The organism is Paenibacillus sp. FSL R5-0912 (assembly GCF_000758605.1).
GTDB lineage: Bacteria > Bacillota > Bacilli > Paenibacillales > Paenibacillaceae > Paenibacillus_AQ.
This window is the reverse complement of sequence record NZ_CP009282.1, coordinates 4,531,560-4,550,303: the sequence shown is the minus strand read 5'-3', so window position 1 is coordinate 4,550,303 and position 18,744 is coordinate 4,531,560. Positions and strand designations below refer to the sequence as shown.

The window sequence follows — 18,744 nt, the reverse complement described above, 5'->3', positions numbered from 1 at the left end:
ATACTTAGGGAGGATTTTGTAAAAATGGCTAACCGAATTCTAATCGTGGACGATGCAGCATTTATGAGAATGATGATCCGGGACATTTTGTCGAAGAACGGATTTGAGGTAGTGGGTGAAGCCCAGGACGGTTCACAGGCTATAGAGAAATTTAAGGAACTGCGTCCGGATCTGATCACGATGGATATCACCATGCCTGAAATGGACGGAATCGCCGCCCTAAAAGAAATCAAAAAAGTAGATGCCAATGCCAAAGTCATCATGTGTTCAGCCATGGGTCAGCAGGCTATGGTCATTGATGCAATTCAAGCCGGAGCGAAGGACTTTATCGTTAAGCCTTTCCAGGCTGACCGTGTAATTGAAGCTATCAATAAAACGTTGGGTGTGTAGGAATCAGGTATGTTAGCCAATTCCGGAACGCTCGGAGACGGTAGTAATGCCCTGCTGAATTTGCTCAAAGTTGTTTTTGTTCTTGCAGTAATTGTCATTCTTATCGTGCTGCTGATCCGTTTTCTGGGACGCCGCAATCAGACAATGATGAGCGGCCGTTCCATCCGTACACTTGGTGCGATGGGGCTCGGTCCGAATAAGTCGATTCAGATCATCGAACTCGGCAGCAGCCTCTATCTTATCGGAGTGGGTGAGAATATATCCATGATGGATAAAATCACCGATCCGGCAGAAGTTGCTTTAATCATTTCCGCATTCGAAGATCAAACGTCAGGAACTGACAACTTTATTACACCGCTTATCGCCAAAATCAAATCAAAGCTGCGCGGTGAAGTCCCGTCCCAGGAAATTGAACTTAATGAGACTTCGTCTTTCTATGAGACGCTGCAGTCCAAGCTTGCGCTTGCGCCTGAGCGTAAAGAGAAGCTCGAAGAGCTGCTGCGGGATGATGACCTTAAGAATGAGTCGAGGGATTTATGAAAAAAAAGCTGATTCTTTCGTTACTGCTTCTAGGTATATTCAGTATTGTTCTTCTGCATCCGGTTCACGCGGATCCTATTCCCAACATTAGTATTCAGGTCGGTGATAACGATACTGCAAGCGGTGGCACGAGTTCAATTTCCATACTGCTGCTGGTAACGGTTCTGAGCATAGCTCCTTCATTTCTGGTGTTAATGACAAGCTTTACCCGAATAGTAATCGTACTGGGGTTCGTAAGAACTTCGCTCGGTACGCAGCAAATGCCCCCAAACCAGGTGCTTGTGGGACTGGCTCTGTTCCTGACACTATTTATTATGTCACCGACACTGGCAACAGTGAATGAAACGGCCTTACAGCCGTATATGAAAGGCACGCTGACCCAGAGCGAGGCGCTCAATAAAGCGCAGGAACCGCTGAAGGAATTTATGTTCAAGCAGACCAATACCAAGGACCTGCTGCTGTTCATGAACTATACCGGCAACAATGCAACAGTCAAACCGGCCAGCTACAATGATATCCCTTTGACAGTTATGGTACCGGCGTTTGCGATTGGTGAGATGAAAAAAGCATTTATGATGGGCTTTATGATTTTTATACCCTTTCTCATTATTGATATCGTAGTATCCAGTACGCTTATGGCCATGGGGATGATGATGCTGCCGCCGGTCATGATATCCTTGCCTTTCAAAATTATGCTCTTTGTACTAGTGGACGGCTGGTACCTAGTAGTCAAATCACTGCTGCTAAGTTTTAACACCTGACCCTTAAGAGGAGGCGTAAGGGATGAATGCGGATTTTATTATCGGTCTAGCCGGCCAAGCCGTATATTTGGTGCTGGAAACCAGCGCACCCATGCTGATTCTTGGTCTGGTGGTAGGACTGATCGTCAGTATATTTCAAGCCACAACCCAGATTCAGGAGCAAACCCTGGCGTTTGTTCCCAAAATCGTTGCCGTACTGCTCGCATTACTGCTATTCGGTCCGTGGATTATAACGAAGCTGGTGGATTTCACCAGTCAAATTTTGGGCAGCCTCTATATGTATATCGGTTGAGATTATGAATATAGAGACCCTGCTGCAAAGTTTTCCTGTCTTTCTGCTGATTTTTTGTCGAATTACTGCTTTTTTTGTTGTCGTTCCTGTCTTTTCTTCGCAAAGTGTGCCGACAACATTCAAAATTGGTTTGTCTTTTTTTGTTTCCATGGTTATCTTCAGCTCAGGCGGGATGAACATCACCGTTCCGCAGGATCTGAATTTTATTCTGCTGATCGTCAGAGAAGCTTTAATCGGACTGCTGCTTGGCTTTGTCGCGTATCTGATGTTTATGACGATTCAGACGGCGGGTTCTTTTATCGATATTCAGATCGGGTTTGGTATCGCCAATGTAATTGACCCGATGACTGGCGCATCAGCCCCTATTATCGGTAACTTCAAGTATATGATTGCGCTGCTGCTGTTTCTGACGATGAACGGACATCACTATTTGCTGGATGCCATTGTTTACAGTTATAAATGGGTGCCTATCGACAATGACCTGTTCCTCAAAATGATCGACGGAAGCTTGTCGGAATTCCTGATACGCACCTTCGCACAATCCTTCATGCTGGCCTTTCAAATGTCGGCGCCGCTGGTTACAGCACTATTCTTAACGGATGTGGGTCTGGCCTTCCTGGCGAGAACTGCTCCGCAATATAATGTGTTCGTCATCGGGGTTCCGCTCAAAATCATTGTAGGTCTGGCGCTACTTCTTATACTGATGCCGGGGCTGGCTGTGCTGTTCCAGAATCTCTTCGACATTATGTTTGAGTCCATGCATAACTTACTTGGCCTCGTGGGGAAGAGTCCTTAGGTAACGGTAAGGAGAGAGTGTCATGGCTAAGCCAAAACGATATAAATTAAATCTTCAGCTGTTCGGGGGAGATAAGACTGAGAAGGCCACCCCGAAGAAACGGCAGGACGCCCGCAAGAAAGGGCAGGTAGCCAAGAGCGCGGAGATGTCCGGCGCAGTGGTGCTGTTCTCGGCATTGTTGTCGCTGAGCATTTTCGGCGGTTTCATGAAAGAACGCTTTGTCAAGCTGTTCACAGATGTGTTTCAGAACCGGATGATGATGGAAGTAACAGCGGAGAATATCTCCAAGCTCTTCAACCAGTACGGGCTGCAGATTCTGATTCTGCTGGCTCCCCTGCTGGGCATCACCTTCCTTCTGGCGCTTGTGGCCAACTTCGCGCAGGTGGGATTCATGGCTAGCGGTGCAGGGATTACACCTAAGTTCGAGAAGATTAATCCGATCAAAGGCTTCAAGAATATTTTCTCCATGCGTTCGTTTGTAGAGTTTCTCAAGTCGATCTTCAAGCTGGTGCTGATAGCCTATCTGGTCTACAGCACGCTCTGGGGGGAGAAGGAGAGCTTTGCTTCCCTCGCACGTGTTAGCGCTGAAAGTGTGTTCGGCTTCGCTGCGAAGCTGACCATGAGCCTGGGCATCAAGATTGCGGCGGCTCTTTTTATCATGGCCGTTCTGGACTATATTTATCAGAAATACGAGCATGAGAAAAGTCTGAAAATGTCCAAGCAAGACATCAAGGACGAGTACAAAAAGATGGAGGGCGACCCCATCATTAAAGGTAAAATCAGGGAACGTCAGCGCAGAATGGCGATGCAGCGGATGATGCAGGAGGTCCCTAAGGCCGATGTTATCATCACGAACCCGACCCACTTTGCGGTTGCCCTGAAGTATGACGGTTCCAAAATGGAGGCTCCGCAGATTATAGCCAAGGGCCAGGATTATGTGGCGCTTCGTATCCGGGAGCTGGCCAAGGAGCATGGTGTTGTGACTATGGAGAATAAGCCGCTGGCACGGGCGCTATTCCAGAGAGCGGAAATCGGTGATGTGGTTCCGGCCGATTTGTTCCAGGCTGTTGCCGAAGTGCTGGCCTATGTATACAAGCTTAAAGGTAAGAGGAGATAAGCCGGGGGAGGTTAAGGACATTGAAAGCTAGAGATCTAACAGTTCTACTGGGCGTTATCGGCATTGTGCTTATGATGATTCTGCCCATCCCTGTCTGGCTTCTGGATGTACTGTTAATTGTCAATATCTCAATAGCCCTGACCATTATATTGGTCGCAATGAATACGAAAGATCCGCTGCAGTTCTCGATTTTCCCTTCATTACTCTTGATCACTACACTGTTCCGGTTAGCCTTGAATATCTCCACCACCAAACTGATTCTTGGTGATGGTCATGCCGGTGAAGTGGTAGCTACATTCGGAAGCTGGATTGCAGGTGGACAAATCGCTATAGGTTTCATCGTCTTCCTGATTCTGGTTGTTGTGCAGTTCATTGTTATCACCAAAGGCTCTGAGCGCGTTGCCGAGGTGGGGGCGCGCTTTACACTGGATGCGATGCCCGGTAAACAGATGAGTATCGATGCGGATCTGAATGCAGGGATGATCAATGAGCAGCAGGCGCGCGAACGCCGGCGTAATGTTGAGCGCGAAGCGGATTTCTTCGGAGCCATGGATGGTGCGAGTAAATTCGTTAAAGGTGACGCCATTGCCAGTATTATCATCCTGCTGATCAATCTGATCGGCGGCTTTATTATCGGGATGACAATTCACGGAATGTCCTTCCAGGATGCACTTTCGACCTACTCCATACTGACGATCGGGGATGGCTTGGTCAGCCAGATTCCGGCACTGCTTATTTCCACCGCTTCCGGACTGATCGTAACCCGGGCGGCTTCGGAAGGCAATCTGGCTGAAGATTTGACTGGACAATTGCTGTCTTATCCGAAGCTTCTCTATATTGTAGCAGTGACCATTGCTTTTCTGGGTTTCTTCACCCCGATCACGGTGATGTCTACATTGCCTCTGGCGGGTCTGATGGCTTATGCGGCCTACAGCATGGGCCAGAAGGCCAGCAGGCAGCAGATTGCCGATGAACAGCTGGTAGAGGAGAAGCAGATTGAAGAAGTGCGCAGCCCCGAAAGTGTCATTAATCTGCTGACGGTTGACCCAATCGAGTTCGAATTCGGCTATGGCCTGATCCCTTTGGCGGATACGGGACAGGGCGGCGATCTGCTCGACCGTATCATCATGATTCGACGGCAATGTGCGCTTGAGATGGGTCTAGTCGTGCCGGTTATTCGTATTCGCGACAATATTCAACTAAAACCGAATGAATATGTCATCAAAATTAAAGGAAATAACGTTGGCGGCGGTGAATTATTACTTAATCACTATCTTGCCATGAGTCCCGGTTATGATGACGAGTCGATTAGCGGGATTGAGACTATCGAACCATCGTTTGGATTACCTGCATTATGGATTGATGAATCTGTTAAAGAACGGGCGGAGTTATCCGGTTATACGGTAGTGGATCCCCCTTCGGTTGTGGCCACACATTTGACAGAGCTAATCAAACGTCACGGTCATGAGCTGCTGGGACGTCAGGAGACCAAACAGCTGGTCGATAATCTCAGGGAGAACTATCCCGTTCTGGTGGACGAACTCATTCCTTCCATACTGGCGGTTGGTGATATTCAGAAAGTCCTTGGCAAGCTGCTCCGTGAGAAGATTTCCATCCGGGATCTGGTAACGATCTTCGAGACTCTGGCGGATTATGGCACATACACCAAGGACCCTGATATTCTAACGGAATATGTCCGGCAGTCCCTGTCCAGGCAGATTACACAGCAATTCTCACAATCGGGTGAAACATTGCGTGTAATTACAGTAGGTCCCACACTTGAAAAGAAAATTACCGAAAGTGTTCAGCAGACAGAGCAAGGCAGCTATTTGGCACTTGATCCTGTTTCCACTCAAACCGTCTATCAGCGGCTTACGGAGCAGATCAACCGTCTCTTGCAATCCGGACAGCAGCCGATCGTCTTGACATCTCCTACCATTAGAATGTACCTGCGGCAGGTGATTGAACGGACGATGCAGGATATTCCGGTGTTGTCTTACAGCGAGCTCGAGCCAAATATTGAAATTCAAAGCGTTGGGGTGGTGAATTTATGAGAGTGAAGCGTTATGTGGTCGATACGATGCCTGACGCCATGCATTCCATCCGCAGCGAACTTGGAAGCGACGCCGTCATTTTAAGCACCAAAGAGGTTAAAGTCGGCGGATTTATGGGCATGTTCACCAAGAAGAAAATCGAAGTCGTGGCAGCCGTTGAGAATGCCCAGAAGCCGGCCGTGCCCGAGAAAGCACCTGCTCAACCGATGAATATACCACGAAGCGCTGTTCCGCAAGCTTACCAAAAGGCGGCTTCAGCATCTGCTCCAACATCAGCCCGCTCATTTGCCGAGATTGCCGCTGCACTTTCTGATCCTGGTGATCAGGGCGGCGGAGGCGTAGCGGTGATGGAGGCACTATCTAAGACAGAGGAGCCGGACATTACGGCGGTTGCACCCGCTAAAGAGCCGCAGCCGGTTCCAAATCCGGAGGAGGGCCGCAAATCTCTCTCGGCAATCTATGATTCCCTTGTCGCCGAAGAGCCTGCCCCTGGCGGTGTTCCTGCACAAGAGAGCGATGTCCTTCGTGAAATCAGGGATATGAAGCACTGGATGGAGCGTATCGCGCGTTATTCCTCCGGGGCAGCTGAATTGCCGGACGCACTGGAAGTGCTCAAAAGCCGTCTGATTGATCAGGAGACAGACGCAGTACTTGTGGATGAATGGATTGGAAATGTTCTGGAGCGCTACCGGGGAGAAGGCAGCGGCTGGAGGGCGGACCGCTTCGGTGAAGCATTGGAAGAGCAAATCGGTGAATTCCTGGCTGGACGCATCGGCAAAGGAATTGCTCCCGATACAAAGATCGTATACATTGCCGGACCTACAGGTGTAGGCAAGACAACGACCATTGCCAAGCTGGCGGCGGAGCAGCTGTTTAAGCAGGGCCGCAAAGTGGGCCTGATTACCTCGGACACCTACCGGATTTCAGCGGTCGAGCAGCTTAGAACATACGCATCCATTTTGAATATGCCGCTGGAGGTTGTCCAGTCGCCCGGGGATCTGCAAAGAGCCATGTTCCGCCTGGAGGGCTGTGATCTGATACTTATGGATACTGCAGGCCGGAACTACCGCAATGAAATGCTGGTGGCCGAACTGCAGAGCCTGCTTGCCAAGGAGCTCAAAAGCGAAACCTTCCTGGTGCTTAGCCTGACCTCAAAAAGCCGCGACATGAAAAAGATCGCTGAGCACTTTGGCAGATACCCGCTGGATAAGGTTATTTTCACGAAGCTGGATGAAACAGGCAGCTATGGCCCGCTCTTCAATGTTCTGAATGATTTTCCGCTAAAGCTCTCTTATATTACGAATGGCCAGAATGTTCCTGATGATCTTCTGATGGCTACCAGAGAGCAGATTACCGGAATGCTGCTGGGAACAGGGGGCGAGTGATGGATCAGGCGCAAGCTTTAAGACGGTTAGTATCCACCCAGGATTCTAGGCAGCTCACCGGCAGCGGAGTCTCTGCCCGGATCATTACCGTATGCAGCGGAAAGGGGGGAGTCGGAAAGTCGAATTTCACCCTTAACTTTGCGCTTGCACTGAAATCCCTGGGGCGGAGAGTTCTGTTGTTCGATGCCGATATCGGCATGGCTAACATAGACGTGCTTATGGGCGTGTCAGCGAAATACAATCTGTACCATCTGCTTAAGCGGGAAGCCGATATCGGACAGATCATTCAGCTGGGTCCGGAATCCTTACCTTTTATCGCTGGCGGTTCCGGAATGGATGAGCTATTCTCACTCTCAGAAGCTGATCTGGACTACTTTACCGCTCAGATTGCGCAAATTGCCGACACGATGGACTTTATACTCTTTGACACAGGGGCTGGATTGTCGAAGGAAACGATGAAGTTTATCACTTCTGCAGATGACTGTCTGGTTGTAACGACGCCTGAGCCTACCGCGATTACGGATGCATACGCGCTGATGAAAGTTGTTCATAACTCGCATCCTGAGGTTTCATTCCGGCTGATTGTCAACCAGGCGGGGGATGAACGGGAAGCAAGAGTGACCAGTGATAAAATCCGCATGGCCGCCAGCCGGTTTCTGCAGCTCGAACTCCCGTTTCTGGGCTATATAAGCAGTGATCCCCATGTAGTTCAGGCAGTGAAGAAACAAATTCCATTCTCAGTGGCTTTTCCGAACAGTATAGCAGCTAAAGATGTGCACCGGCTTGCGCTGAGCTATCTGGCTGTTGATTCAGTAGAAACCGCTAAAGTACAGGGCATCAAGGGATTTATCAGCAAGTGGTTGAAACGAAACAAATAATTGTTCTGAATTTGAGGGACAGAGGTGGAAATGCTATGAGGCCATACAAGGTTTTGGTCGTTGATGATTCTGCTTTTATGCGTAAAATCATTTCCGATTTAATTGAAAACGATCCTGACTTTCAGGTAACAGCAACGGCGTCCAACGGCCGTGAAGCTATTGAGAAGGTGAACGAGCTTCGTCCGGATCTGGTAACCATGGATGTGGAAATGCCGGAAATGAATGGTCTGGAGGCGCTGAAAATAATAATGGCCCAGCGTCCGCTGCCAGTCATTATGCTGTCGGGGATTAATGAGGAGGGGATGAAGGAAACCATTCTGGCTTTGGAATGGGGGGCTTTCGATTTCATCCGAAAGCCGTCCATTTCAAACTCCCAGGATATTATCGCAGTCGGGGAATCACTCCGCGAGCAGATGAAGGAAGCCATGCTAGCGCGCGAACAGCGTGAAGCACGCGCTTCTGCTTACAAGGCCCCTGAACTGCTGCCTCCTGATCAGCACGTTCTGCCAGCGCCGCCTGCTGCTCCGCGCACGGTCATAGAACCATTGAAACGTAAGGCAGAGCCGCTTAAGAAAGAAACGGACTCCTTGCGCAAGCCGGCTCAGAGTGCGCTGATGCCGAAGGGCAGAGCCCCTCAGGAGCTGCTGGCAGACAAGATCCCTCCAGTGAAAGGCCCGGTCAGTGAAGTTACGAAGCGGCCGGGCAAGCCGGCTCCAGCAGTGCCACCACCTGCATCCGAACGCTTCAGAAGCCGGACTCAAGGGGATACGGGAGCAGCATTGCCCGATCTGCGGGCTGCTGCCGCTGAGACGGCTGCAGGAGGCTTCTTTGATCCTCCTGTTGCGCAGGCAGGCCCTGTGAACGGAAATAGGGGCCTGCGCAAGCTGGTGGCGGTAGGGTGCTCTACCGGCGGTCCGCGGGCGCTCAAGGCGTTCCTGGAGAACATCCCCGGTAATTTTCCGGCACCGATTGTCATTGTTCAGCATATGCCGCCTAATTTCACCAAATCGCTGGCTCAGCGGCTGAATACCTTCAGCGCGCTGGAGGTTGCTGAAGCGGAGCATGGCATGGTTCTGAGGCAGGGGGCTGCGTATATAGCTCCTGGCGGATATCATCTGAAGGTTGCTCAGGCGGCCGGCGGCCAATATGTGATTGAGCTTACCAAGGAAGAAGCCCGCAACGGACATAGGCCTTCTGTAGATACACTGTTCGAATCGGTACTGCAGCTTACTTCGCTTGAACGTCATGCGGTCATTATGACCGGGATGGGCAGCGACGGGGCCCGAATGATGAAGGCACTCTATGACTCGGGTGTGACGTCAACCTTTGCCGAGAGTGAAGAGACCTGTGTCGTTTACGGAATGCCGCGGTCTGCAGTGGAGCTACAGTGCGTGAAACATATCCTGCCTTTGCAAGAAATTGCTCCAAGGCTGGTGCAAGCCGTTAAATAAAGGAAAAGCGAACTCGAAGGGGAGGTGCTCGTTAGTGGACATGAACCAATATTTATCCATGTTTATTGATGAGTCAAATGATCATCTGCAGTCATTGAACGAAAGCATGATGGGGCTGGAAGCAAATCCTGAAGATCTGAGTATTGTCCAGGTGATTTTCCGCTCTGCCCATACCTTGAAAGGTATGGCGGCTACAATGGGTTTTGAGGATTTGGCTTCGCTTACGCACCAAATGGAGAATGTGCTTGATCTGGTGCGTAACAATAAACTTCGGATGCAGGATTTCATTTTTGACACCCTGTTCAAGAGTATTGATGCTCTGGAATCCATGGTGGAGGACATCACAGCCGGGGGAGAGGGGAAGGCTGATGTATCGGCAATTGTATCTTCCCTCCAGGCTATTGTCCGGGGAGAGGTTCCCACTGCTGGTGGAGCTGCTGCAGAAGTTACTGCGGCTGCTGCTGGCAATGCCACGGATGCCCAGGTGTTTCTGGATGAATTCCAGTACTCTGTGCTGGAGCAGTCGCTGCAGGAAGGCCATCAAGTGCTGTATGTTGATGTTGCTATCCGCAAGGACTGTCAGCTTAAGGCAGTGCGTGCTTATATGGTCTTCGACCTTCTGGAGCGTTCAGGAGAAGTGGTTAAGTCCTTCCCTTCGGTTCAGGACATAGAGCAGGAGAAATTCGATTACGGATTCTCCCTCTACTACATAACCCAAAAGGATGCCAGTGAAATTCAGAAGATGATTCTGAATTTGTCGGAGATCGATACGGTTACAGCCGTAGCGCTTGATCAGGAATCCCTGCGTCAGATGGGACAGGAAAGTGTTGCAGCTACCGCAGAAGCGCCTGCCCCGGCTCCTGCGGCGGAGGCTGCTCCTGCTGCCTCTAACGCTTCACCGGCTGCTTCCGCACATGGCAAGGAAGAGAATAAGGCAGCACCGGCCAGAGCTGGCGGAGCGCCTTCTCCTTCGCGTACGATCCGTGTGGACATAGAGCGTCTGGATGTACTCATGAATCTGTTCAGTGAGCTGCTTATAGACCGCGTTCGTCTGGAACAGCTGGCTTCCGAAGTGCAGAACGGGGATCTTACCGAAACGGTTGAACATATGGGCCGGGTCAGCGGGGATCTGCAGAATATAGTGATGAAGCTGCGCATGGTACCGGTGGATACCGTATTTAACCGGTTCCCGCGGATGGTGCGCGATCTCGCTAAATCGCTTGACAAGAAAGTTGAACTGATCGTTACCGGTGCTGAAACAGAGCTGGACCGTACTGTAATTGACGAGATTGGTGATCCACTTGTGCATTTGCTGCGTAATGCAGTAGACCACGGTATTGAGTCCATAGCGGACCGTGTCGCTGCCGGCAAGCCGGAGACAGGGACCGTCCACCTCCGGGCTTTCCATAGCGGCAACCATGTCTTTATTGAGATTGAAGAGGATGGCAGAGGCATCTATCCGAAGAAGATTCTGGGGTCTGCTGTTAAGAAGGGCGCCATTACCCAGGAGCAGGCCAATGCAATGTCTGATGATGAAGCGTATCAGCTTCTGTTTGCTCCGGGCTTCAGTACAGCAGAGGTAATCTCTGATGTATCGGGCCGCGGGGTCGGTCTGGATGTAGTCAAAGCAAAGATCTCCTCACTGGGCGGCAACGTCACCATTTACTCTACACCGGGTAAAGGAACGAACTTCTCCGTTCAGCTTCCGCTGACACTGTCGATCATCGCAGCCATGCTGATTCGTCTGGGTTCAGAGAAATATGCAATTCCGCTCTCATCTATAGTAGAGACAGGTATTGTGAAACAGTCCCAGATCCGTACCATTCACGGCAACAAAATGCTGGAATTCCGGGGCAGCCACATTCCGCTCGTTTCACTGAGCAAGATCTTCTCTATTCCGGACTATGATGAAAGCACCGAAGAGGAAACAGAGATTGTGGTTGTACGTAAGGGAGAACGTCTGGTTGCCTTGGCGGTTCAAGACTTTATCGGGCAGAATGAGATTGTCATCAAGAATCTCGGCAAGTATCTGCCTGATGTTCAAGGGATTTCCGGAGCCACTATTCTTGGTGATGGACAAGTTGCACTTATTATTGATCCGAATGCTTTTATTAAATAATCAGGATAGAACAGGGAGGTTCATTCCATGGCTGAAGATATCAAAGTCATAGTTTTTAAGCTTGGCACTGAAGAATACGGCATTGAAGTGGAGAAAGTCCAGACTATCGAGCGTATGATGCCCATTACCCGCGTCCCCAAGACCTACTCGTTTATCAAAGGTGTAATCAATCTGCGCGGTGTAGTTATACCTGTAATTGATCTGCGCGGCCGTTTCAGTATTGAGGAAGCAGAGCATACGGACCAGACCCGGATCATTATTGTGAATGTGAATGAGATGGAAGTAGGCTTCATCGTCGATTCTGCGAATGATGTTATTGATCTCAACCGTGACATTATTGATACACCACCGGATGTTGTAGGTGGGATCAAAGCGAAGTATCTGGACGGGGTGGCCAAAATTGGAGAAGACCGTCTGCTGATTATGCTTAACTTGTCCGAAGTTCTGAACAAGGGCGAAATCGTGCAACTGGAAAGCCTGGAGGGCTAGCCAGTGGAGCTATTCAAAAACTTCAAGGACTTCAAAATGGATGTGCTGAAAGAAGTCGGGAATATTGGAGCCGGCAACGCCGCCACCGCGTTGTCACAGCTGCTTAATAAGCCGATTGATATGGCTGTACCTAAGGTACAGCTTCTCAGTTTTGAGGAGATTACCGATAAGGTCGGCGGAGCTGAAGAATTGGTGTATGCTGTTTTCCTCCGTGTAGAAGGTGAAGCTCCTGGCAATCTGTTCTTCATTCTCTCTCCGGAAGCAGCGACCAATCTGCTAAGCCGGATTGCCGGAATTGAGATCTCAGGCGGTGAAGAGCTCAGTGAAATGGAGTTATCCGCACTGAGCGAAATCGGCAATATCCTTGCCGGTTCCTACCTTTCATCATTGGCTGACTTCACCTCACTCTCCATGTATCCGACAGTACCAGCGCTTGCTATGGATATGGCCGGTGCGATTCTTGGATACGGGCTGCTGCAGTTCGGTCAGATGGGTGATGATGCGCTACTGATCGATACGACGTTCCTGGAAGGCCAAAATGAGATTGAAGGGCAATTTTTCCTTATTCCCGATCCCGAATCATTCCCCAAAATATTTAAGGCATTAGGAGTACCGTTTGATAATGATTGAAGAACAGAGCATTATTAAAGTAGGCATGGCGGATCTTAACATTGGCAGCCAGGACAGTCTTATCCGTACGACCGGTCTTGGTTCCTGTGTTGGCCTGACACTGTTTGATCCCGGCAAAAGACTTGCAGGCATGGCACATGTCATGCTGCCCTCGTCAGATATTGCCCGGGAAGGACAGATGAATATTGCCAAGTTTGCCGATACCGCTGTTCCTGAGCTTTTATCCCGCCTGCTGGCGCTAGGGGCGGTCCGGAGCCGGATTGTGGCCAAGATGGCCGGAGGCTCGCAGATGTTCGCATTTGCCGGGGGGAGTGACACCATGAGGATCGGGCCTCGTAATGTGGAATCCTGCAAACTAGCATTGGACGCATTGAACATTCCGCTGATCGCGGAGGACACGGGTGGCAATTATGGACGTACGATAGAGATCGCCTGCAATACCGGGGTGCTCTTTATCCGCAGCGTTCAAAAAGGCCCGAAGGAAATATAGCCATGAGCAAGAAAATATTATTAAGCACAGGCCTCGGGTTGATTGGATTTCTATTTACGTTTCTTACAAACTACGGACATAATTTAGTTGGAACCAGCCTGATCCGGGGAATATATGGATTTATTATCTGGTTTGTGCTTGCTTTCCTTCTAAGATGGGTATTGGGTGTTATTATTGGGAAATCCTCTGAATCTTCAGACCTTGAAGCCGGATTTGAAGATAACGGTGAGGCACTTGGTGCCAAGCTTGATATTCAGACGCCGGAAGAGGATCAGGAATTGAAGGACCTGCTGACACCGAAACCGGAAGCGGGAAGTGTGGACTTGAGTGGTTTCACACCTCTGCAGCCGCCAAAACTGGTCTCTATGAAAGATCCTGAAGAATTGGCCAAGGCCGTTCGTCACCTGAAAGAAGAATAAGCGAGTGCTGCGGCGAAAGTCCGTAATCTTGCGCCGCATGGTACCCGCTGACTAAACTTTGGGAAGGGTGAAAGCCGTTGAACGAGCATAAAGCTGCTCAGTCAGAAACAGATGGACTATGGGAACAATGGAAAGAGCAAGGTGATCCTGAGGCCAAAAAAAAGCTGATTGAGAGTTATCTCCATATTGTAGATTACGTATCAAGCCGTCTGGCAGTGGGATTACCCAAAAATGTATCCAAAGATGACTTGGCCAGCAATGGTGTGATGGGACTGATTGATGCCATCGAGAAATTCGACTACAAGCGGGGACTGCAATTTCAGACCTATGCTTCCTGGCGGGTGAGAGGAGCGATCCTTGACTCTCTGCGGCAAAGTGACTGGGTTCCCAGATCCGTGCGCGAAAAAGCGAAAAAAATCGAGGATGCCTACCAGCAGCTGGAACAGAAGTATTTGAGATCCGTTAGTGACGATGAAATGAGCCAGTATCTGAACATTACTGAAACGGAGTTTCAGACTATGCTGCAGGATGTTGCAGTCATGTCGCTCTGCTCATTAGAAGATCCTATTCGTGAAGAAGAATCAGAGACACGGATGTCTATTCTGGTGGATGATAAGGCTAAGAATCCGGACCGGAAAGTGAATGAGTTCTATCTACGTGATACGCTGACTAAAGGCATCGAGAAATTAACAGTGAAAGAACGGACCGTCGTGTCCCTTTTATATTATGAGGATTTATCTTTGAGCGAGATCGCTGAAGTGATGTCACTCTCTCCTTCACGGATCTCACAGCTTCATTCGAAGGCTATTTTGCGGCTAAGAGGAACACTTGAGAAGAACCGTGATCTTCTTATGCAAAATGATTAACCGGGCGCCGGTGATAAGGGGGAGCAGAATTTGATCGGTCAATATGTTTTGGGCCAATACCTAAGTATTACGTTTTCGGATGATAAAGGGATTGCTTACCTCCAGTTCATCAAGAAGGATGAGAATTTCTCCTGTACAATTGAGGATCTTGAAAGCTTCCTGGTCAGTCACAACATTCGATTTGGTATCCAGCGGGATATTGTTCAGCGGATCTGCAGCAACCCGGAAGAATATTTCTGGAACAGGGTGCCAATCGCAATCGGCCAGCCTGCTGTCAATGGCAAGGATGGACGGATGGTCCTGACCGTGGATCTGGAGGAAGACCGTAAGCCGTTGGAGAAAGAAGATGGCAAGGTTGACTACAAGGATCTGGTCCGGCTTCACAATGTGAGGAAGGGCCAGCTTATAGCCAGAATCGTTCCGGCAGAGAATGGTGTAAGCGGAAAGACAGTGACTGGGGAGGAGCTTCCGTATCGAGCAGGGAAGCAAGCCCATTTCAAGGTTGGCAAGAATGTACTGGTGGATCAGGAAGAGACCTCCATGTATTCGGCGATAGATGGATTGGTTACGCTGACAGACAAGGGCAAGATCAATGTATTCCCTGTATATGAGGTCAATGGTGATGTGGATTACAGTACAGGCAATATTGATTTTGTCGGCACGGTTGTCATACGCGGCAACGTACTTACCGGCTTTACTGTCAAATCAGCTGGAGATATCCGAGTGGTTGGGGGGGTGGAAGGTGCCGAGCTGATATCTGGCGGTTCCATCGAAATTACCGGCGGAATTATCGGCTATAATAAAGGTCTCGTAAACGCCGGGAAAAATGTCAAAGTCTCATTTATCCAGGATGGCAATGTGGTGGCCGGAGAAGACGTGATTGTCTCGCAAAGCATTATGCATTCCAACATCCGAGCAGGACGTGATGTGCTCTGCAACGGTGCCAAAGGTTTGATTGTAGGCGGGATAGTACAGGCAGGCGATAAAGTTGTTGCACGGACTATCGGAAATACGATGTCGACGGCTACAGCGGTTGAGGTGGGCGTTGTTCCCGAGCTGAGAAATGAGATTAATGAGCTGCGCCAGGAATTGCGTCAACTTCTTGAGAATGAAGACAAGACCAATAAGGCACTATACCTTCTCAATCAGTTGGCGAACAACGGTCAGCTTTCCCCAGATAAGGTGGCGCTCCGCGTGAAGCTCAATGCGACCAAGCAATCCCATATGCGTGATGAAAAGAGAATCAAAGAACGCGTACTCGAGATCGAGCGGATGCTTGAGGATACAGGCAGAGCACGGGTGGATGTTATCAAAACAATCTATGGTGGTTCAAAGATTGTTATTGGCAGGTATACCAGATTCGTTAAAGATCCTACAGAACGGGTATCCTTTGTTTACAGTGAAGGGGACATAACGATAACACCGTACATTTAAGCAGGCAGCGGGGGCGGCCTGCTATTCCTTGATTCTAAATGGACTATGGGAGATGAGATCGTATGAGTCTGAAACCGGTGGAACTGCAAATCGCCCTGCCTCGGACACATGATGCCGCTAAAGTTCAGAACAGCCAGCAGCAACGTCCGGCGCTTGACCAGCAGCAATTGGCAGGCCAGAACGTCAAGCATAGCCAGGAAATCGCCATGCGCTCCAGTGAGGTAGACGAATCTTCCGAATCAGCCCTCCGGGACGGGGGCAAGGAGAATCAGCCGGACAGCCACGCTAATCCGCGTCAGCCACGGAAGCCGGAGACTGTCCACGATGCCGAGCATCCCTATAAAGGACACCGGATAGATCTCAGTCTTTGAGTCCAGTTAAGCTATTGAAAGAGTAAGCTTCAATGAATTGAATGTAAAAGGAGATTAGACACTTGGACCCATGGGTATATATCGTGCTGGTAGGCGCTGTAGCTATCGTTTATGCCCTGAAATTGCCGGCAAAGGCCAGCAAGGAAGACTCGGATGAGAAGAAGAGCCTTAAGGAGACGGAGGCCGCTCTGGAGTTATATATGGCAGATATCGAACATGAGAATACAGAACTGCTTCAACTGGTCGGCAGCATCAAAGCGCAGTCGCAGAGTAACAAAACAGCCCTGCAGGAAGAGATTGGCGCACTGCGTGAGCAGGTGACTGGGCTTAGTAAGAGCTTGTTGCTTCTGGATGCCCGGCTGACGGCTGAAGAAAAAGGTCTGCTTCAGCTGGCGACAACCTTCTCAAGGGAGCCTTCGGCTGCTCAGTCTGCGGAGAATGCTTTTGCAGCACCCGCTGCTGAAGCTGAAGCCCAGCCTGCTAGGCAAAAGCCGGTCAGCTCTATTAAGCTGAGGTATCCGCGATTGTTCGAACTGCATGAACAAGGCAAATCGATAGATTCTATCGCCAAGACTGCAGGTCTCCAGCGGGGCGAGGTCCAGCTGATTCTGCAGTTGGCCCATCAGGAGGAATCGGTATGATCAAGAACCGGTTCTTCATGCTCGGGTTAGGAGTCGGGCTGATTGCTGGCGCACTGCTGTTGCAGCTGATGATTGCTGGAAAGGCTGCTCCGCTCTCCAAAGAACAGCTGATCAAGGAAGCGGAGCGGCTGAATTTGACCGTGGTGGATCATGTGCAGTCCGCAGATGAAGGGGCGGTCAGCGGGGAAGAGGAAACACAGCAAGGCACTCCTCCGGGAAAGCCTGAGTCTTCCGAGGTACCCGCCGAGCAGGCGGCAACTGTTTCTCCGGCTCCTGCAGCCACACCTAAGGCCGCAGTGGAGCCGAGTGCAGCTGTGACTCCCGGCAAGCCGTCAGCGCCTGTACAGCCGGAGAGCAGCGCTGCAGACACGGGGATTGTAGCTCCAGCCAGTCCGGAAGCGCCTGCGGTTGCAGTGAACGGCGATATTTCTGTGCGGATTCCTACAGGAATTACACTCGCCCAAACTGCTGATGTGCTGGCCAATGCCGGAGTTATTCAAGATAAAGCGGAGTTTCTTAAGACGGCGAACAGCCGTAAAGTGAACAAGATTATCCAATACGGAAGCTACAGTTTTGCCAAGGGCGAGAGCATGGACTCTATTATTGATAAGCTGATTACTGTGGAGAAATAAGTGTTCTGGATAAGAAATTTATAAATTCACAGTAATCGTTGCATAGAATGTTTTAATATGGTATAGTAATTGACGGTGTTAAAACACACGCCGGTTGATTTCGACAAGAGGTGCTTTCTTCTGAAGAAAGTCTTGTAGAAAGATGACACGCGGCGGAGGAGACACACAATAAACCAAAATTAGGAGGTGTGTGAAGATGGCAGTAATTTCCATGAAGCAGCTTCTCGAAGCTGGGGTACACTTCGGTCATCAGACTCGTCGTTGGAATCCAAAGATGGATCGTTATATCTTCACTGAAAGAAACGGAATTTACATTATTGACTTGCAGAAAACAGTCAAAAAGGTAGAGGAAGCTTACAACTTTGTAAAGAGCGTCGCTGGCGACAACGGCACAATCCTATTCGTAGGAACAAAGAAACAAGCACAGGATTCCGTAAAAGAAGAAGCTGAACGTTCGGGTATGTTCTTCATTAACCAACGTTGGCTGGGTGGTACCCTGACTAACTTCCAGACTATTCAGAAGCGTATTGACCGTCTGAAGAAATTGGAAGCTTGGGAAGAAGACGGTACCTTCGCAGTATTGCCTAAGAAAGAAGTTATCCTTCTCCGCAAAGAGAAAGATCGTCTTGAGAAATTCCTGGGCGGTATCAAGAACATGAAAGGTCTTCCAAGCGCGCTGTTCATCATTGACCCGCGTAAAGAGCGTATTGCTGTAGCAGAAGCTCGCAAATTGGGTATTCCTATCGTAGCTATCGTTGATACTAACTGCGATCCGGACGAAATCGACTACGTAATTCCAGGCAATGACGACGCTATCCGCGCCGTGAAGCTCTTGACTGGTAAAATGGCTGACGCTGTTGTTGAAGCTCATCAGGGCGAAGACACAACTACTGCTTAAGTAGTATCCGGGACATAAAACAAGAACTTAAATGAAAAGGGTGGTTGGCAGGTGGATAACCTCTCACTGCCCTTTTTTTAGGATAATGGGC

The 18,744-nt window shown here is 49.8% G+C and carries 21 protein-coding genes; all 21 read left to right on the top strand.

Annotation, left to right across the window (positions count from 1 at the left end):
- Window positions 1–24: 24 nt before the first annotated feature.
- The 21 genes from R50912_RS19185 (at window position 25) to rpsB (ending at window position 18,653) form a co-directional block, all read left to right on the top strand.
- Complete coding sequence (locus tag R50912_RS19185) at window positions 25–390, top strand: response regulator (protein ID WP_019910416.1); 366 nt, start codon at window positions 25–27, stop codon at window positions 388–390.
- Between the two features lie 9 nt (window positions 391–399).
- On the top strand, window positions 400–930 hold the full coding sequence (locus R50912_RS19180) for a flagellar biosynthetic protein FliO (protein ID WP_052416495.1): 531 nt from the start codon (window positions 400–402) through the stop codon (window positions 928–930).
- Window positions 927–1,691 carry a flagellar type III secretion system pore protein FliP gene (fliP, locus tag R50912_RS19175; RefSeq protein WP_039295192.1) on the top strand — a complete coding sequence of 255 codons (765 nt, stop codon included), beginning with the start codon at window positions 927–929 and terminating at the stop codon, window positions 1,689–1,691. Before R50912_RS19180 ends, fliP begins: the two co-directional genes overlap by 4 nt.
- A 22-nt stretch (window positions 1,692–1,713) precedes the next feature.
- A complete protein-coding gene (fliQ, locus tag R50912_RS19170; RefSeq protein ID WP_042237135.1) occupies window positions 1,714–1,983 on the top strand; it encodes a flagellar biosynthesis protein FliQ in 270 nt (89 codons plus the stop codon).
- A 4-nt stretch (window positions 1,984–1,987) separates the two neighbouring features.
- Entirely contained in the window at window positions 1,988–2,779 is a 792-nt protein-coding gene (fliR, locus tag R50912_RS19165) for a flagellar biosynthetic protein FliR (RefSeq protein ID WP_042237133.1), read from the top strand.
- Window positions 2,780–2,801: 22 nt separating this feature from the next.
- Window positions 2,802–3,896 carry a flagellar biosynthesis protein FlhB gene (gene flhB, locus R50912_RS19160; protein ID WP_039295197.1) on the top strand — a complete coding sequence of 365 codons (1,095 nt, stop codon included), beginning with the start codon at window positions 2,802–2,804 and terminating at the stop codon, window positions 3,894–3,896.
- 71 nt (window positions 3,897–3,967) lie between these two features.
- Window positions 3,968–5,950, top strand: coding sequence for a flagellar biosynthesis protein FlhA (flhA, locus tag R50912_RS19155; RefSeq protein ID WP_371916295.1), 1,983 nt, complete (start codon window positions 3,968–3,970; stop codon window positions 5,948–5,950).
- Window positions 5,947–7,335 carry a flagellar biosynthesis GTPase FlhF gene (gene flhF / locus R50912_RS19150; protein ID WP_042237131.1) on the top strand — a complete coding sequence of 463 codons (1,389 nt, stop codon included), beginning with the start codon at window positions 5,947–5,949 and terminating at the stop codon, window positions 7,333–7,335. The genes flhA and flhF overlap by 4 nt, the downstream gene beginning before the upstream one ends.
- On the top strand, window positions 7,332–8,213 hold the full coding sequence (locus R50912_RS19145) for a MinD/ParA family protein (protein ID WP_042237128.1): 882 nt from the start codon (window positions 7,332–7,334) through the stop codon (window positions 8,211–8,213). Before flhF ends, R50912_RS19145 begins: the two co-directional genes overlap by 4 nt.
- A gap of 35 nt (window positions 8,214–8,248) precedes the next feature.
- Window positions 8,249–9,664, top strand: a complete 1,416-nt coding sequence (locus R50912_RS19140; protein ID WP_042237126.1) for a protein-glutamate methylesterase/protein-glutamine glutaminase — start codon at window positions 8,249–8,251, stop codon at window positions 9,662–9,664.
- A gap of 34 nt (window positions 9,665–9,698) precedes the next feature.
- Complete coding sequence (locus R50912_RS19135) at window positions 9,699–11,783, top strand: chemotaxis protein CheA (protein ID WP_042237124.1); 2,085 nt, start codon at window positions 9,699–9,701, stop codon at window positions 11,781–11,783.
- A 27-nt stretch (window positions 11,784–11,810) separates the two neighbouring features.
- Entirely contained in the window at window positions 11,811–12,272 is a 462-nt protein-coding gene (locus R50912_RS19130; protein ID WP_039295214.1) for a chemotaxis protein CheW, read from the top strand.
- 36 nt (window positions 12,273–12,308) lie between these two features.
- Window positions 12,309–12,902, top strand: coding sequence for a chemotaxis protein CheC (locus R50912_RS19125; RefSeq protein WP_216626453.1), 594 nt, complete (start codon window positions 12,309–12,311; stop codon window positions 12,900–12,902).
- A complete protein-coding gene (locus tag R50912_RS19120; protein ID WP_039295222.1) occupies window positions 12,895–13,392 on the top strand; it encodes a chemotaxis protein CheD in 498 nt (165 codons plus the stop codon). The genes R50912_RS19125 and R50912_RS19120 overlap by 8 nt, the downstream gene beginning before the upstream one ends.
- 2 nt (window positions 13,393–13,394) lie before the next feature.
- Entirely contained in the window at window positions 13,395–13,811 is a 417-nt protein-coding gene (locus tag R50912_RS19115; RefSeq protein ID WP_042138137.1) for a hypothetical protein, read from the top strand.
- 77 nt (window positions 13,812–13,888) lie between these two features.
- The gene (locus R50912_RS19110; RefSeq protein ID WP_042138136.1) at window positions 13,889–14,677 is read left to right on the top strand and encodes a FliA/WhiG family RNA polymerase sigma factor; all 789 of its coding nucleotides are present in this window, start codon (window positions 13,889–13,891) and stop codon (window positions 14,675–14,677) included.
- A gap of 30 nt (window positions 14,678–14,707) precedes the next feature.
- The gene (locus R50912_RS19105) at window positions 14,708–16,111 is read left to right on the top strand and encodes a flagellar assembly protein A (RefSeq protein ID WP_042237122.1); all 1,404 of its coding nucleotides are present in this window, start codon (window positions 14,708–14,710) and stop codon (window positions 16,109–16,111) included.
- 62 nt (window positions 16,112–16,173) lie between these two features.
- Window positions 16,174–16,482 (top strand): hypothetical protein, encoded by a 309-nt coding sequence (locus R50912_RS19100; RefSeq protein ID WP_042237120.1) that lies wholly within the window; start codon window positions 16,174–16,176, stop codon window positions 16,480–16,482.
- Between the two features lie 62 nt (window positions 16,483–16,544).
- Window positions 16,545–17,123 carry a hypothetical protein gene (locus tag R50912_RS19095; RefSeq protein WP_042237118.1) on the top strand — a complete coding sequence of 193 codons (579 nt, stop codon included), beginning with the start codon at window positions 16,545–16,547 and terminating at the stop codon, window positions 17,121–17,123.
- A complete protein-coding gene (locus tag R50912_RS19090; protein WP_042237117.1) occupies window positions 17,120–17,755 on the top strand; it encodes a hypothetical protein in 636 nt (211 codons plus the stop codon). The genes R50912_RS19095 and R50912_RS19090 overlap by 4 nt, the downstream gene beginning before the upstream one ends.
- 196 nt (window positions 17,756–17,951) lie before the next feature.
- Window positions 17,952–18,653 (top strand): 30S ribosomal protein S2, encoded by a 702-nt coding sequence (gene rpsB, locus R50912_RS19085; RefSeq protein WP_036692565.1) that lies wholly within the window; start codon window positions 17,952–17,954, stop codon window positions 18,651–18,653.
- Window positions 18,654–18,744 lie beyond the last annotated feature (91 nt).